Genomic DNA, 14,413 nt, shown 5'->3' with positions numbered 1-14,413 from the left:
TCGCTGGTTGCTCATGGCACCTCCTAATGGGCCTCATTTTAAGGCTTGGAGATGTCTACGAAACTAGGGGCGATTCAGTTGCTACCGGGAAGCGGCTTGCTGATTTACTACGAGCGGAATAGCGCTGTACGTAGACGCCATACGGATATTGAAATGATTTTTGCATCGGACGCCCTCGGATCAAGCGGTATCCCGTCGGACTATCCAATCACGCCTCAAAGCATCTCGGATCGAATTGGTATTCCAAATAGTATCCCAAGCAAATAAGTAGAATATATAAAACCATACAAATCATATAGTTAAAATCCTGGTTCAGATTACCCCGGCCAACCAAATAGCTGGCCAGACCTGTCTCCCTTTCCTGTACCACGCCCGAAACCACCAGAAACACTCCGCACAGTTGCGCTTTTCAAAGGGTGGCGTTACCTTTTTACTGTCGCTGCAAATTCAGCGACCGGGTTTAGCGGCCCGGTGAACAATAGGCGCACAGGCGCCACCATAACGATTGCAGGCGCTTTTTTTGTGTCCGCATATCTGTATTATGGCGGCTGTGCGTGGGAGGCCTTCGGGCCTGCCGGGTTCCTATTGTCCCGGTCCGCTAACCTGCGCACAGCTGCCACCCTATTTCGTTTAGCGGCGATTCGTGGCAGCTCCTCAACAATAGGAGTTACGCCAAATGAATCACGCCCGCAATCCGTCCAAAATTCGCGCCGCAGCTTATCGAGCCATGGCCCTCGTCGCATTACACACCAACTCCAGCCTTGTCACCCGCCACAACTTCCTCGTTACCATAAGAGGTGCCCTATGACCTCTCTAGCCATGATCCAGACCGTCGGCGGCGCCACCTTCGCCAAATGCAACGCAGACGACCAGCGTCTATTTACCGTCAATGCCGGTATTTCAGGCGAAGAAGCACTGCAGCACGCCTCTCTCATTATGAACTGCATCAACACGCTCACGTTTCTCGGTGCAATGGATGATGGCAACGAAGCAATGAGGTGGGCTTCGCACTATCTCAGCGAAATGGCCAAAGCACTTGTCGATGATGTCACCCTGGGGCTTCAACAGGTTCAGGACGGTGGTCTATGACCTCAAAAAGCCTCTGTTCACGGTGATCAAACGGCCAATACACCTTTCGAACTTCGAGTTAAGGGCTATCGCGTGCACTTAAAAATAGGCGGACACCATCGACCTTAATTTGTGAGTTCGGAAGGTGTGCTGGTCGTTCCCTTCGATGCGCTCTGGGACACGCCAGCTTTAACCCTGGCCTCGGCCGCAGCCAATAGCTTCACTTCGGTAGTGGGTACCGCCTTGCCAGCTTTCAATTGACGTACCGAAGCCAACAAGTCTTTTTGAAAACTCTCCATTTCATGATCCATTACTGACCTTCTCTTTCCATTGATTCAGGAATACGGTCGGCAGGTTGTCGAATTAGCCCCGTCCACCCTGCCTGGACGTTAAGTGCTCTTTGTAGTGCTCTGATAAACCCACCCCACCTACCCCACCCCCCACACAAATAGTCCAAACGAACGATGAGCCCCTCCCCCAGTCAGGCCGAGCATCAGCTCAGCGCCAACCCAACTGGCAGACTGAAATAAAGGGGACAAGATGGACATCAAACAATTGCTGCTTGAGCGCGAGCTCAATGCAGTCCTTTCTCGCTATGCACGGGCTTGTGATCAGCGCGACTGGGCTGCGATGGATGATGTGTTCCTCAAGGAAGCGACTGCCGACTATGGCGGTTTGCATCAGCTTCAAGGTCGCGGGCCGATTGTGGCCATGATTCGTGTGCACCTGGATGGCTGCGGGCCTTCGCAGCACTTGCTCGGCAATCTGTTGGTCGAGTCCAGCGATTCAACGATCGTGAGCCGCATCTATGTCCGCGCAGCCCATCGCGGCGCCGGCAATATGCAAGGCTTGACCTATGAATCGCTGGCCGAATATCAGGATCGCTGGGTTTCAACACCAGACGGCTGGCGTATTGCACATCGGCGCATGGATATCAGTCATGAGCTGGGGTGCCGCGATATCCTGCGCCCGGCCACTGAAAGCGCGCAGGGTTAAGCACCCTGATATTTCAGGCAATCGGTATCAATGGGTCTGCTGCCGCCCAGGCTACATCGCGGTCGGCAGCCGGCGGGTAGATCCACACCGTATTGATCTGTGTCTTCAACGATTTGCCTTCCTGGCGGGTCAACTTGACCTGGCGATCCCAGCCTTCGGTGTAGACCGCTCCCCAGCCACCCAGGTCCAGGCAGGTAACGTACTTGGGCTGGCTGTAGGCAACCGGGGCCACGCCCAGTATCTGCGCAGCAACGTTATTGCCCGCATGGCGCCCCAGGACGATGGCGTGCTGGCAGGTCATCAGGGCATGGTTGCCCAGGTCATCCGTGGCGGCATAAGCCACGTCGCCGGTGGCGAAGATGTCTTGCTGGCCTATGACTTGAAGGTGCGCGTCCACATGCAGACGCCCAAGCCCATCACGCTCCCCCGGGATTTGCGCCGTCAGCGAGCTGGCCCGTACACCGGTGGTCCAGATCACTGTTTTCGATTCGATTCGTTGACCATCACCCAGGGTTACGCCTTGCTCGTCGACGGCTACCACAGACGATTTCAAGCGCCAGGTCACTCCCAGTTCATCGCTGGCTTCGGCGATCGATTGGCTGATTTCGGCGCCCAGTGAAGCCCCGACTTTTTCACCCCGATCCACGATGATCACTTCCATGTCTGCATGCTCGCCCAGTATGGCGCGCAGACGGGCCGGCATTTCGGTTGCCGTTTCAATGCCGGTGAAGCCTCCGCCCGCCACAACCACCGTGTTGCGACCACGGCTTGGTGGTAGTTCTGCCAGGGATTTGAGGTGGTTTTCCAGGCGTATGGCTTGCTCGATCTGGTCCACGTCGAAGGCGTATTGCGCCACACCTTGGGTGTCAGGCAGCGCAAGGCCGCTGCCAGTAGCCAGGACCAGTTTGTCGTACTGATGAATTTGTCTGGCGCCTGCAGCATCGGTGTAAACCACATGTTTTTGCTGCACGTCGATGGTCTCTGCAGCGCCCTTGATAAAGGTGACACCTACCGCGTCGAGCAGTTCGCCAATGGGCGCGACCAGCCGGTGCGCTTCAGGCTCGTAAAAACGCGGGCGTATGCGCAGCTCGGCCTGGGGGGCCAGCACGGTCACTTCGACTTGGTTGTGGCCGTGAATATCCAACAGCCGCGTTGCACTCAAAGCGGTCCACATGCCACCGAAGCCTGCGCCAATAATCAGAATCTGCTGTTTCATTTTTTATCCCCTGATGAGAAGCCCGAGCAAAGCAACCCCGAATGACGATCACCACCGAACCTCAATAACGGCGACTATATTAGTCGTAGTTACAGAGAGCAATCTTTATTTGGGGTCCATGCCACTGCTGTCACGCCCAAGGAGCGTTGCTCGCCTGACTGATCACTGCTAAAATATGCGACTAATTCAGTCGGAGATTTTGATGTCTCTTTACAGCGCGGGCGTTGAGTACGGCATTCACTGCCTGCTCTTTTTGGTAGGCGATGGCGGCGAAAGCCGTGAGGCGAGCGTGCGTGATCTTGCAGAGTTGCAAGGCGTACCTCAGGACTATCTGGCGAAGATCTTCACCAAGCTGGCCAAGGCCAAGCTGGTCGTGGCCACGGAAGGCGTGCGCGGCGGATTCAAACTGGCCATGCCTGCTGACGAAATCAGCATTCTCGATATCGTCAACGCTATCGACGGCCAAAAGCTTATTTTCGATTGCCGGGAAATTCGTGGCCGCTGCGCACTCTTCGAAGGCTCGCCGCCTGCCTGGGCGCTGGACGGCCACTGTTCGGTTCACGCGGCGATGATGACGGCACAAAAGCGCATGGAAGAGGCTCTGGCCCAACAAACCATTCTTGATCTTGCCCGAAAGGTCGGCCGTAAATCCCCCGCCGAGTTCCCGGCACAGGTCGGCAAATGGATCAACGATCGTCGAGAGAAGAAAAGCGCCGCGCAGACTTCTGACGACCAGGCCATCCCGGTAACTGAAATCTCGGACTAAGCCCCGGCACTTTTACAAACCCCACTGCCAGCGCCGCCAATATCAGCACAATCGCAAGCCCTTCATTGAACCCAACCTTGTGCCCCAGCATCAGCATCGAACCTGCGATCCCGAAAACCGGAATCAGCAGGGACAGCGGCGCCACCCTGGATACCGGGTACTCGCGCAGCAACAGATTCCAGCCCCAGTAACAGAAATGCGTCGCCGCGTAGACCTGAAACAACAGGGAAAACAACGCCACCCACTCAAAGTGGGTGACCAAAGAGGTAAAAGGCGCAGATCCGTGGGCAAGCCAGGTAAGAGCCAACAGCGGCAGCGGCGCAAACACACTGGCCCACACCACAAAGGCGAACATCTCCCGCACTTTCGACTGTTTGATAATGACGTTGCCGATACTCCAGCTCAGAGCACTGATCAGCAACAGGCCATAACCCAGGGTCGTGCCCCGGCCGGGGCTGGCCACAATGATGCTGATCAACCCCAACAGTGCCAGCCCCATCCCCAGTATCTGGCCGAAGCCCAGACGCTCGCGAAACAGCAATACCCCCCAGCCCAGGGTGAAAAAAGCACTGAACTGGATCAGCAACGCAGCGGTTCCTGGGGGCACGCCCCATTCAATACCCAGATTGATCAGGGCCCACATGGCCACTCCAAAAATCAAGCCATAAGCAGCCAGCCACTTGATGGCAATCGGCGGCCGTTTGACGAAAAATACCCACGGCAACGCCGCAAGGGTAAAACGCAGCGCTGTTAGCAACAGCGGATCGATAGCTGCCAGGCCCAGTTTGGTGATGGGGAAGTTCAGCCCCCAAACGGCCGTCACCAGCACGGCCAGGATCAGATGTTTCTTTTGCATAGGTGGGGGGCTTCCAGTGGCAAGGCGGGCGGCGTCATGCACCAACCAAAATGCCACTATGCACACTTGCCGTATCGGCCCGCTTGCACTATCAGGTCAAAGATCATTAAATTCGGGCCATGAGCGAATTTGAATCCGACACCTGCGAAAATATCCCCCGCGACGCTGTGGTCACGGCCATTGACTATGCCGACGGGCAGCGCTTTGCCCTGCACAGGCATAACCGCGGGCAGTTTGCCTATGCCGCCTGCGGTGTCATCACGGTGTTTACCGACCAGGGCAACTGGGTGGTACCGCCGCAACGGGCCATCTGGGTACCGGCAGGGGTACCCCACGAAATGAGCATGAACGGCCCGGTGACCCTGCTGAACACCTATATCCGCGAGCCCGCGTCTGTGCGTCTTGGCCTGCCGGCGCATTGTCAGGTTTTCGGCATATCGCCGCTGCTGCACCAGTTATTGATCCAGGCCACGGATATTCCGGCGCTCTATGACGAAACCCGCAGAGAGGGGCTGCTGATGAATCTGCTGCTCCACGAAATAGCCGAGATGCCACCCCTTTCGCTCAATGCGCCGCTACCGGGTGAGCCCAGGCTGGCGCGGGCCTGCCGCACACTGCTGGAGCAGCCGTCGCTGGATATCGGGATTGATGATATGGCCCGGCAGGTTGGCATGAGCCGCCGTACCTTTACCCGCCTGTTTCGCCAGCAAACCGGCATCAGTTTTGTCGTATGGCGCCAGCAAGCCTGCCTGTTGGCAGCGGTGGTGCGCCTGGGCCATGGCGAGGCCGTTACGCAAGTGGCGACCGATCTGGGCTATAGCAGCCCGAGCGCTTTCACCAGCGTTTTTCGCCGGGTGCTGGGCGAGGTGCCAAGCCGGTACTGCCTGAAGGAACCGAGTTGAACCAACTGGCCAGCCCCGCTGCCGGCAAACACAGCACCCGACTCAAAAGGGTATGTGCCTCAGTGCGGATTTCGTATCCCCACAACGCGGTAGGCAGCGCTCCCCGTGCGCTCGAACATCAGGCGCCAGGCGCCTCGCCTGCGGCTGTTGTTATAGCCAATAAGGTCAGCGGACATTAATCGATCGCTATGGGGGTGCCAGTTAATCGACCGCAAACGCCCCTCGCGCAAATGGCTCAAGGTCAGGGCAATACTGATACCCGCAGAGCCCGCTGGCAAAGGTGTCACCGCTGAATCATCGATCGTCAGGGCGGCAGGCGAACGGGGGGGCGGGAGCGCAGCGGCGACCGGCCTCACGCTTTGCAGGGGCTGTTTTTTTGCGGCCGCGCTTTTACCGGGCAATCGGGTCATGGCCGTTGCCTCGGGTGTCCCCGTGGCGCTCGAGGGGCCTGCGGCCTGTGGTTCCCGGTGGGCACGAAGCAACAGACTGCGAACGCCAAGATGCCTCAGCTCACGGGTGGGTGGCCGCCCTGATGCCACTACAGCGCGCAAACGCTCCCGATATTCGACGCCCACGACATATCCGTATAGGTCACCACGCACGGTGGGGTAAACCGCCAACGCCACACCTGTGCTCTGCAGAACCTGACTGTGCTGGCTGTAAAAAAAGTTGACCAGCTTGACTGTTTCTTCAGGGCTCAGCGCCATGTCCCGGGCAAACTCCAGGGCTTTTTCCGTGACGCTTTGCGCCAGCTCATATTCCTGCGCATCCCTGAGGCCTGGTGCTGGCTGTTGCGCCTCGGCCAAATCCAGATACCGGTTCAAGGCAAAGAGTGCCGAGCCTGCCACTGCCCCCAGTCCTGCAACGGCTTGAGCAGCATTAAACAGCCAGCCCAAGGCATAGCCAAGGGCGGTAAAAATGACGATCAGGCTCAGACCGGCAACGACCCGATAGCGTTGGGGTAGATCTTCTTCCCGCCCATCAGGATCTATCCGATTTATCGGGTTGTTACCGACCATGGCATAAACATTCAAGCCGTCGATGGTCCCTGCCGGGTCTGCACTGACCCAACGCTGGAGCCAGGCCGCGTAATAACGCAAACCGTAGTAGTAAAGCCCGGACGCATCGCGTTCCTTGCCCGAGTAACGCAGGGTCTTGAATGTGGCTTCAAGCGCGCTTTTCGCCGCCCACCATGCCGTCGCCCCGAACGGGTAAAAACCCTCCTGGCTGAGCAGTGCCGCGCGCTCATCAAGCTCCAGTACGCCGCTGCCCAGGTGATCGCAAAGGCTGAAGCGCACATGCTCATTCTCGACCCCATCGGGCAACCCCTGCTCCCAGGCAAGTAAACGCACCCCGGTGCGGCCTGCTTGCAGCGTCAAGGCACTTGAGCGCTCTCCCGTGGCCCGGTTGAGGCGCAGCTCCAGCCCCGGCAAATAACGCACTTCATCCACATGGGTGAGGTTTGCGGCCCGGGTCGTTCTACGCTTGAAAACCCGCTGCCCCTGACCGTCGTAGACGTAGGCTTCTTCATCATTCTCACCGTTGGTGCGCTGCACGCTGGTGACACGGCACAGTTGATTGCGCACATTCCACTCCAGGGCCTGACCACGCACCAACACCCGTTGATTGCCACAGGCATCAAACGCCTCGCCTGAAGCCAGCAGAGAACCGGGCTCAATCATCTGGCTGCGGTTACTGGTTTGTGACACGGACATACGCCGGGTGTAGCCCTGGCCGGCAGAAGGTACATGCTGCATCTGTACCAGGTTGGCGCCGGCATCGTACTGATAGTGCCGCGTGTAGTTGCGCCACTGCTGCGTGTCCGTCGTGTCAAAGAGCACCGCCGCAGGGGTACTGGCGCCACCGGGGTGGCGCGCATTTTCTCGTCCGCTGGCTTTGACCAGTTGGTAGAGGGTGTCGTAGGTAAAAGTGCTCGAAGCCTGGATCATCGCGTTGCTGGCCCAGGTGGTCGGTTGAGCGCCATCCACCACATGGGTCACATTGCCCACCCGGTCGTAGGTGTAGGTCAGATCCTGCAAGATGCCACCCTGTGCCCCCCCGCGACTGGCCTGCAACCGTCGCAAACTGCCATCATCGTCAGCGTAAGTAGCCCGGGTGACAACACCGTTGCCTGCCCGCTCGCTGGTCACTTGTCCGGCGGCGTTGTAGACCAGCTCATCCACCAACAGTTTTGACTTGCCACCTGCCGTAAGCAGGCCAACACGTACCTGTTTCCCTGCAACGTTATATTCCAGGCGCTGCCGGTTGCCCCTGGCATCACGCAGCCCGAGCAGTTCACCCAGCGCATTGCGATGCCAGGCCGTCAGGTAATGCCGAGCCTCCAATTGTCGATCGCGCCACGCTTGCGGCTCAGGCCAGTCGAGCGCTTCAGGGGCCTGGCAGAAACGCCGCGACTGGCTGTTTGCCTCGCCGGTCAAATCGTACTGTTCGTTGATGACGCTGCCAGCCGGGTCATCATGGCGGACCAGACGGCCGCATCGGTTCCGCGCCCTGTCCGCTGAATCGGCCGCCCCGTAGGTAAAACGCTCAAGACATCGGGCGTGGGGCTCATCACTGCGCTGTTCATGAACGGCCACAAGCCTGGACTGGGCATCGTAGTCAAAACACTGCTGATGCCCGCGCCCGTTCCAGGTTTTGCGCATCTGCTGCGCGACGCCAAACAGAGTGATGTGCCATCCGCTATCGACACTGTCAGTGCGCAACGCCAGCCCTGAAAGGCTGGAAATCTGGCGTTGATTGGCCGCGACTGTGGCCCCATGACGACGCAACGCCCCCAATCGCGGGTCCCACTGCCCGAGTACAAAACCGGTGGCGCCAAAGACAGTTTCGTGAATCCGCGCCCGGGGGCTCTGCTGTGCACTCAGACGGTGGTATTGCACCCTGCGTACACTCAAGCCCCTGGGGTCAACCGCCGTCAGTGACGGCGTGTGGTGATGCACATGGGTCATGGCGCCTGGCCTGTTTAACGAAATGGAGCAAAAAGGCTATGGCTCAAGTCGAGGGCAAAGGTGGTAAATAATTAGTTTTATTTAAAATCCGCAGCCCCAAGGGTCTGGGCTGAGGGTGGCTTTATCGCGCTCACAAAAAAACGCCCGAAGGCGTTTTTATATCTGACAGCCGGGGTTTCACACCCGCGACTTGCGTCCGAAAAACGGATGGCTCGGGTCGTTGTAGCCCGGTGTCGTCGAGTGCCCGGTGACCACCAGATCATTGATAAAGGCTTCGTCCTGCGCGGTGAACCTGTAGTTCAACGCTGGCACATAGTCTTCCCATTGCTGCTCAGTTCGCGGCCCGGCAATGGCCGAGGTGATCAGCTGGTTATTCAGCACCCAGGCCAAAGCGAACTGGCCTGCGGTAATGCCTTGCCCTTCGGCATAGTCACGAATGCGCTGGGCCAGGTTGAGGGACTCGGGGCGCCATTCGGTTTGCTGCAGGCGCGGGTCGTTGCGCCCGGCGCGGGTGTCCTGGCCAGGGGCCTGATCGGGGTCGTATTTTCCGGTGAGCACGCCGCGCGCCAGCGGACTGTAAGAGATCACGCCAATGCCGTAATGCTCCGCCGCCGGCAGGTGCTCGACTTCAATCTGACGGTTGGCCAGGTTGTACAGCGGCTGACTCACGCTCGGACGCTGGATGCCCAGCAGGTCGGCGCTGCGGCTGAATTCGGCAAGTTTCCAGCCGCGGTGGTTGGACAAACCGTAGCCACGGATCTTGCCCGCCCGGATCACGTCATCCAGCGCGCGCAGGGTTTCGTCCACCGGGGTGTCGTGGTCTTCGCGGTGCAGGTAGAACAGGTCGATATAGTCGGTGTTGAGGCGCTTGAGGCTGGCGTCCACCGAGGCAATCACGTTCTGGCGCGAGGCCCCGCTGTTGTTCGGCCCGCTGCCGCCCGGGTTGGGATTGACGAACTTGGTGGCCAGTACCCAGTGCTGACGACGATCACCGATCAAACGGCCCACCACGGCTTCCGAGGCACCGTCGTTGTAGCCGTTGGCGGTGTCGATGGAGTTGATGCCCTGCTCGAAAGCGCGGTCGGTGATGCGCCGGGCGACGTCGTCCGGGGTCTGCCCGCCGAACATCATGGTGCCCAGAGTAATGGGTGAAACCTTCACGCCGTTGCGGCCCAGGTTGCGGTATTGAATGTCGCTCATGCTGACTCCCTGCGTGGTGATCGTGAAATCAAGTGGCGCAAACAGTAGTCAGCCGTGTTCTGGCGGTCAACGCCCAACGGGGCATAACCATAGAGCGGTTTTGTCAGGGTATCTCTTATTCAAAACGGGTCTTTAAACGTCGGAATTAATTATTTATGGATCTAAAAAACCCTCGGTAATCTCATGACTTTTCGGACCGCATGAAAAGGAATCATCATAAGCCGTCGCCCCCATGGCCCTGACAATTCACCTGCATTCACCTCACTTGCAGGTTCACGCCCATGAATATCCCTACCGGTTTTCTCGACAGCAGCGGCAGCGTTCCCTTCAGCTTGCCCGAGCGTGATCCACAGGGCGACGATCCTGTCGCCAAACGTATCAGCCACAACCTGCAGCGCTTGCGCGACAAGCGCCAGTTGTCCCTGGAAGCACTGGCCCATGCCAGTGGTGTGCGCCGCGCGATGATTGCGCAGATCGAAGCAGGCCGCAGCTTTCCCTCGGTCAAGGTGCTGAGCAAAGTCGCCGCCGCACTGAAAGTGTCCATCGCCGAGTTCCTCGACCCCGACGGCGCCGGCATGGTTATACGCCGCGCCCTGCCCCCTGAGCACGCCGCCCCCCCTGGTGACGTTCAACGAGCTGCGCCTGGGGCCCCAGGCCGAGGAAAGAGTGCCCGGCAACCCCCATGGCGTGCAAAACCACCTGCTGGTGGCCGAGGGCACTCTGGAGCTGAAAATCAATGACGAACTGGTTGTGCTGCACGCTGGCGACTCGATCCTGTATCGCGCCGAACGGCCCCACCGGTACCGCAACCCGCACAACAGCGAAGCCGTCGCCTACCTGCTGACCAGCCCTGCGCAAGTGCAGGAATAGCCCGCGTTTTCCTATCCACTGCCTGGAGCCTTCGCCTTGTCACGTCAGCCCTCCCCTCTGGATTTTCCTCAAAGCCCGCTGTCCCGTGCCTTTGAACAACCGTTGTTTCTGGGCTTGTTCCTGCCGGTGCAGTCCGGTGGCTGGAGCCCTTCGGCACTGCCACGCAGTACCACTTGGACCTTCGACTACAACCGCCAGTTGACCCTGCGCGCCGAAGAGTTGGGTTTTGACCTGGTGTTTGCCCTCGCTGAATGGTTGGGCAAGGGCGGCTACGGGGGCGATATCCGTTACCACGACGAGTCGCTGGATGCCTTTATCACTCAGGCAGCGCTGGCGTCGGTAACCTCGCGCATCCTGCTGATCTCTACCCTGCATGTGCTCTATGGCCCCTGGCATCCACTGCACCTGGCCAAGTTCGGCGCCACCCTGGACCATATCAGCAAGGGCCGCTGGGGCCTGAACCTGGTGACCGGGCATCGTCATCGCGAACACCGGCGCTTCGGTCAGGCCCCCATCGAGCACGATCAGCGTTACCGCCAGGCCGACGAATTTATCCGCGTGGTGCAGGAACTGTGGCACAGCTCGGACAACGTCGATTTCAGCGGCGATCATTACAAGCTCGAAGAGGCCTATGTCAGCGTCAAACCGTCCTTTGGCCGTCCGGTGCTGGTCAACGCCACCGGCTCACCCGCCGGTATCGACTTCGCGGCACGGCATTCCGACATTGTGTTCACCACCAGCCCCGGCAGTGCCGAGATCGAAAACGCGCTGGAGAAACTGCCCGAGCATTTGCAGCGCATCAAACACGCCGCCCGTGGCTATGGCCGTCAGGTGCGCACCCTGATCAACCCGCTGGTGATTTGCCGCGACAGCGATGCCGAAGCCTGGGAAGTCCACGCCGCGATCACGGCCGCAGGTGACCCCGGTGCACTGGAGGGCCATGCCCGTGAAGCCAGTGATGCCCATGCCTGGCGCGGCCATCAACCGGCCGAGCGTTATGTGGGCGGCAATATCCAGCTGGTCGGCAGCCCCGAGACCGTGGTGCGCGACATCATCCGCCTCAAAGAGGCCGGTATCGACGGCTTGCAACTGAGCTTCTTCGACTTTGCCCCCGACCTTGAACAGTTTGGCGAGCGCGTGTTGCCCCTTTTGCGCCAGGCCGGCCTGCGCCGCTAACCCACCCCAGGAAGACCGCCATGCCCTTTACCCGTCGTCAATTTGTTGTTGGCCTGTCTGCCCTGTCCGCGCTCGGCGCCAGCGTGCCGTTCCTGCCCACTGCCCTGGCCGATGCCACGGGGCAGGCCGTCAGCGGACGCCGGGTGTTCAACTTGCTGATCAATCCCGAGCCGCCTTCGCTGAGCTCTTTCAACACCACCGCCGGTACCAGCGTCACCGCCAGCAGCAAGGTACTGGAGGGGCTGCTGACTTACGATGAAGCCCTCAATGCCCGCCCTGCACTGGCCACCGCCTGGGAGGCCGCGCCCGATGGCTTGAGCTACCGCTTCATCCTGCGCGAAGGCGTCAAATGGCATGACGGCGAGCCGTTCACCTCGGCCGACGTGGCGTTCTCCCTGGACTTGATCAAGCGTTTTCACCCCCGGGGTTCCAGTACCTTTGCCAACCTGGAGCGGGTCGACACCCCCGACGACCACACTGCCATCGTTCATTTGAGCAAGCCGGCGCCGTACTTGATTCGCGGTTTTGCCGGCGGTGAAACGCCGATCCTGCCCAAGCACCTGTATGCCTCGGGCGACCCGCTGAGCAATCTGCACAACAACGCCCCGGTGGGCACCGGCCCCTTCCGTTTCAAGCGCTGGGAGCGCGGCAGTTTTATCGAGTACGAACGCAACCCGAACTACTGGGACCCGGCGGCAACGGTGGTCGATACGCTGATCCTCAAAGTCATCCCCGACGGTGCCGCGCGCCTGGCCGCGTTTGAAAACGGCACGCTGGATGCAGGCGGGCAAAGCCCGGTGCCGCTAAGCGAGCTGGAGCGCCTGACCAAATCCGGCCGTTTAAAAGCCACCACCCGCGGCTATCGCTACACCATTACCCCGACCATGCTCGAGTTCAACCTCGATAACCCGCTGTTGTCTCGCCTCGAGGTGCGCCAGGCAATTGCCCATGCCCTGGACCGCGAAGTGATCCGCAAGGTGGTGTACTACGGCTACGCCGAAGCCAGCTATTCACCGATCCCGAAAAGCTTCGCCAACTACGTCTACGAGGGCCCCAACCCGTATCCCTTCGACACCGAGGCAGCCAATGCATTGCTGGACAAGGCCGGGTTGGTAAAAAAAGGCACCTGGCGTTTCAGCCTGACCCTCGACCCGCTGCCCTACGGCGACAGCTACAGCCGCACTGCCACCTATGTGCGCAGTGCCCTGGCACGCATTGGCATCGAAGTGAAACTGCGCGCCCAGGATTTTCCCACCTATATCAAACGTATCTACACCGACCGCGACTTTGACTTTGCCGTGGTCGGCATGGGCACCCTGTATGACCCCACGGTAGGTGTGCAACGCCTGTTCTGGTCGAAGAATTTTCGCCAGGGCGTGCCGTTTTCCAATGGCACCCACTACAACAATCCCGAAGTCGACCGCCTGCTGGAAAGCGCCGCGGTCGAGACCGACGAACAAAAACGCGGCGAGCTGTTCAAGGCGTTCCAGAAGATCGTGATTGAAGAGGTGCCTTCGATCACCCTGGTCATGCAGCAACAGGTCTCGGTGTACAACGCCCGGGTCAGCGGTTTCGAAGATGACGCCAACGGCCTGGACAGCAGCCTGGCCAATATCAGCCTGGCTGACACCGGAGGCGCCCATGCTTGAACGGCGCAGAATGTGGCGCCTGTCACGGCGCACCTTGTGGCAGGCCATCCCCACCGTAGTCGGCATCCTGTTGCTGAATTTTTTGCTGCTGCGGCTGATCCCCGGTGACGCCGTGGATGTGCTGGCCGGTGAGTCCGGCGGCGCCAGTGCCGAAACCCTGCTGCAGTGGCGCAGCCATTTTGGCCTGGACTTGAGCCTGCTGGAGCAATTGCAACGCTACCTCGGCCAACTGGCCCATCTGGACCTCGGCCTGTCGCCACGCTTCAACCTGCCAGTCAGCCACCTGGTACTCGATCGCCTGCCCAATACCCTGGTGCTGATGGTCGGCGCATTGGGGCTGGCGCTCGCCATTGGCATCGCCGCCGGTACGGCAATGGCCACCTGGGTCGGTCGCTGGCCTGACCGCGTGTTGTCACTGGCGGTGTTGCTGCTGTATTCCACGCCGGGGTTCTGGATCGGCTTGATGGCGGTGCTGCTGTTTTCGGTCAAGCTCGGCTGGTTGCCCAGCAACGGTTTTCAGACCCTGGGCCTCGATCTGCACGGCACGGCCTGGCTGCTCGACCGCCTGCAGCACGCCGTGCTGCCAGTGCTGGCGCTGGCCACGTTCTATATCGCCCTGTATGCCCGCCTGACCCGTGCCGCGATGCTCGAAGTGCAACGTCAGGACTACGTGCGCACCGCACGGGCCAAGGGCCTGGCGCCATGGCGAGTGGTGTCGCGGCATGTGCTGCGCAATGCCCTGCTG

Annotated in this window: 11 protein-coding genes and 2 pseudogenes; 8 read left to right on the top strand and 5 right to left on the bottom strand. The window is 59.8% G+C overall.

Features of this window, described 5'->3' with window-relative positions; genetic code table 11:
- The first annotated feature begins 804 nt into the window (after positions 1-804).
- A complete protein-coding gene (locus tag GHO03_RS21560; RefSeq protein ID WP_153400500.1) occupies positions 805-1,089 on the top strand; it encodes a DUF3077 domain-containing protein in 285 nt (94 codons plus the stop codon).
- A 146-nt stretch (positions 1,090-1,235) separates the two neighbouring features.
- Here the strand turns inward: GHO03_RS21560 and GHO03_RS21555 are convergent.
- Positions 1,236-1,379: pseudogene (locus GHO03_RS21555) on the bottom strand (transcriptional regulator); the annotation flags it as partial.
- 229 nt (positions 1,380-1,608) lie between these two features.
- Between GHO03_RS21555 and GHO03_RS21550 the strand changes: the two are divergent.
- The gene (locus tag GHO03_RS21550; protein ID WP_153400499.1) at positions 1,609-2,064 is read left to right on the top strand and encodes a nuclear transport factor 2 family protein; all 456 of its coding nucleotides are present in this window, start codon (positions 1,609-1,611) and stop codon (positions 2,062-2,064) included.
- 13 nt (positions 2,065-2,077) lie between these two features.
- Here the strand turns inward: GHO03_RS21550 and GHO03_RS21545 are convergent, their stop codons facing one another.
- Positions 2,078-3,280, bottom strand: coding sequence for an NAD(P)/FAD-dependent oxidoreductase (locus GHO03_RS21545; RefSeq protein ID WP_153400498.1), 1,203 nt, complete (start codon positions 3,278-3,280; stop codon positions 2,078-2,080).
- Positions 3,281-3,482: 202 nt separating this feature from the next.
- Here GHO03_RS21545 and GHO03_RS21540 point away from each other — a divergent pair, with 202 nt between their 5' ends.
- On the top strand, positions 3,483-4,046 hold the full coding sequence (locus GHO03_RS21540) for an Rrf2 family transcriptional regulator (RefSeq protein WP_153400497.1): 564 nt from the start codon (positions 3,483-3,485) through the stop codon (positions 4,044-4,046).
- On the opposite strand, the gene GHO03_RS21535 is transcribed toward GHO03_RS21540, so the two are convergent.
- Complete coding sequence (locus GHO03_RS21535; protein WP_095039270.1) at positions 3,967-4,902, bottom strand: EamA family transporter; 936 nt, start codon at positions 4,900-4,902, stop codon at positions 3,967-3,969. The genes GHO03_RS21540 and GHO03_RS21535 overlap by 80 nt on opposite strands.
- A 119-nt stretch (positions 4,903-5,021) precedes the next feature.
- Between GHO03_RS21535 and GHO03_RS21530 the strand changes: the two genes are divergently transcribed.
- Positions 5,022-5,804, top strand: coding sequence for a helix-turn-helix domain-containing protein (locus tag GHO03_RS21530; RefSeq protein ID WP_153400496.1), 783 nt, complete (start codon positions 5,022-5,024; stop codon positions 5,802-5,804).
- Between the two features lie 59 nt (positions 5,805-5,863).
- Here GHO03_RS21530 and GHO03_RS21525 read toward each other — a convergent pair whose 3' ends face one another.
- Complete coding sequence (locus GHO03_RS21525) at positions 5,864-8,773, bottom strand: RHS repeat domain-containing protein (RefSeq protein WP_153400495.1); 2,910 nt, start codon at positions 8,771-8,773, stop codon at positions 5,864-5,866.
- Between the two features lie 177 nt (positions 8,774-8,950).
- Complete coding sequence (locus GHO03_RS21520; protein ID WP_153328213.1) at positions 8,951-9,973, bottom strand: aldo/keto reductase; 1,023 nt, start codon at positions 9,971-9,973, stop codon at positions 8,951-8,953.
- Between the two features lie 281 nt (positions 9,974-10,254).
- On the opposite strand from GHO03_RS21520, the pseudogene GHO03_RS21515 reads away from it, so the two are divergent.
- The 4 genes and pseudogenes from GHO03_RS21515 to GHO03_RS21500 all read left to right on the top strand — a co-directional run.
- A pseudogene (locus tag GHO03_RS21515) lies at positions 10,255-10,843 on the top strand (helix-turn-helix domain-containing protein).
- 36 nt (positions 10,844-10,879) lie between these two features.
- Complete coding sequence (locus tag GHO03_RS21510; RefSeq protein ID WP_095025625.1) at positions 10,880-12,019, top strand: LLM class flavin-dependent oxidoreductase; 1,140 nt, start codon at positions 10,880-10,882, stop codon at positions 12,017-12,019.
- A gap of 20 nt (positions 12,020-12,039) precedes the next feature.
- Complete coding sequence (locus GHO03_RS21505; protein ID WP_095018744.1) at positions 12,040-13,668, top strand: ABC transporter substrate-binding protein; 1,629 nt, start codon at positions 12,040-12,042, stop codon at positions 13,666-13,668.
- Positions 13,661-14,413 (top strand): ABC transporter permease (locus GHO03_RS21500; protein ID WP_153400494.1); only part of this gene is annotated, 753 nt, incomplete at its 3' end. The genes GHO03_RS21505 and GHO03_RS21500, both read left to right, overlap by 8 nt.

The organism is Pseudomonas sp. FSL R10-1339, from assembly GCF_009600545.1.
In the GTDB taxonomy this organism is placed as follows: domain Bacteria; phylum Pseudomonadota; class Gammaproteobacteria; order Pseudomonadales; family Pseudomonadaceae; genus Aquipseudomonas; species Aquipseudomonas bubulae.
The sequence above is the reverse complement of the archived record's forward strand: the minus strand, read 5'-3'. Positions and strand labels throughout refer to the sequence as shown.

Excerpts from the sequence above, each read along its gene's own strand:
- GHO03_RS21560 (WP_153400500.1), top strand. The coding sequence starts at position 805 with ATGACCTCTCTAGCCATGATCCAGACCGTCGGCGGCGCCACCTTCGCC.
- GHO03_RS21550 (WP_153400499.1), top strand. The coding sequence starts at position 1,609 with ATGGACATCAAACAATTGCTGCTTGAGCGCGAGCTCAATGCAGTCCTT.
- GHO03_RS21545 (WP_153400498.1), bottom strand. The coding sequence starts at position 3,280 with ATGAAACAGCAGATTCTGATTATTGGCGCAGGCTTCGGTGGCATGTGG.
- GHO03_RS21540 (WP_153400497.1), top strand. The coding sequence starts at position 3,483 with ATGTCTCTTTACAGCGCGGGCGTTGAGTACGGCATTCACTGCCTGCTC.
- GHO03_RS21535 (WP_095039270.1), bottom strand. The coding sequence starts at position 4,902 with ATGCAAAAGAAACATCTGATCCTGGCCGTGCTGGTGACGGCCGTTTGG.
- GHO03_RS21530 (WP_153400496.1), top strand. The coding sequence starts at position 5,022 with ATGAGCGAATTTGAATCCGACACCTGCGAAAATATCCCCCGCGACGCT.
- GHO03_RS21525 (WP_153400495.1), bottom strand. The coding sequence starts at position 8,773 with ATGACCCATGTGCATCACCACACGCCGTCACTGACGGCGGTTGACCCC.
- GHO03_RS21520 (WP_153328213.1), bottom strand. The coding sequence starts at position 9,973 with ATGAGCGACATTCAATACCGCAACCTGGGCCGCAACGGCGTGAAGGTT.
- GHO03_RS21505 (WP_095018744.1), top strand. The coding sequence starts at position 12,040 with ATGCCCTTTACCCGTCGTCAATTTGTTGTTGGCCTGTCTGCCCTGTCC.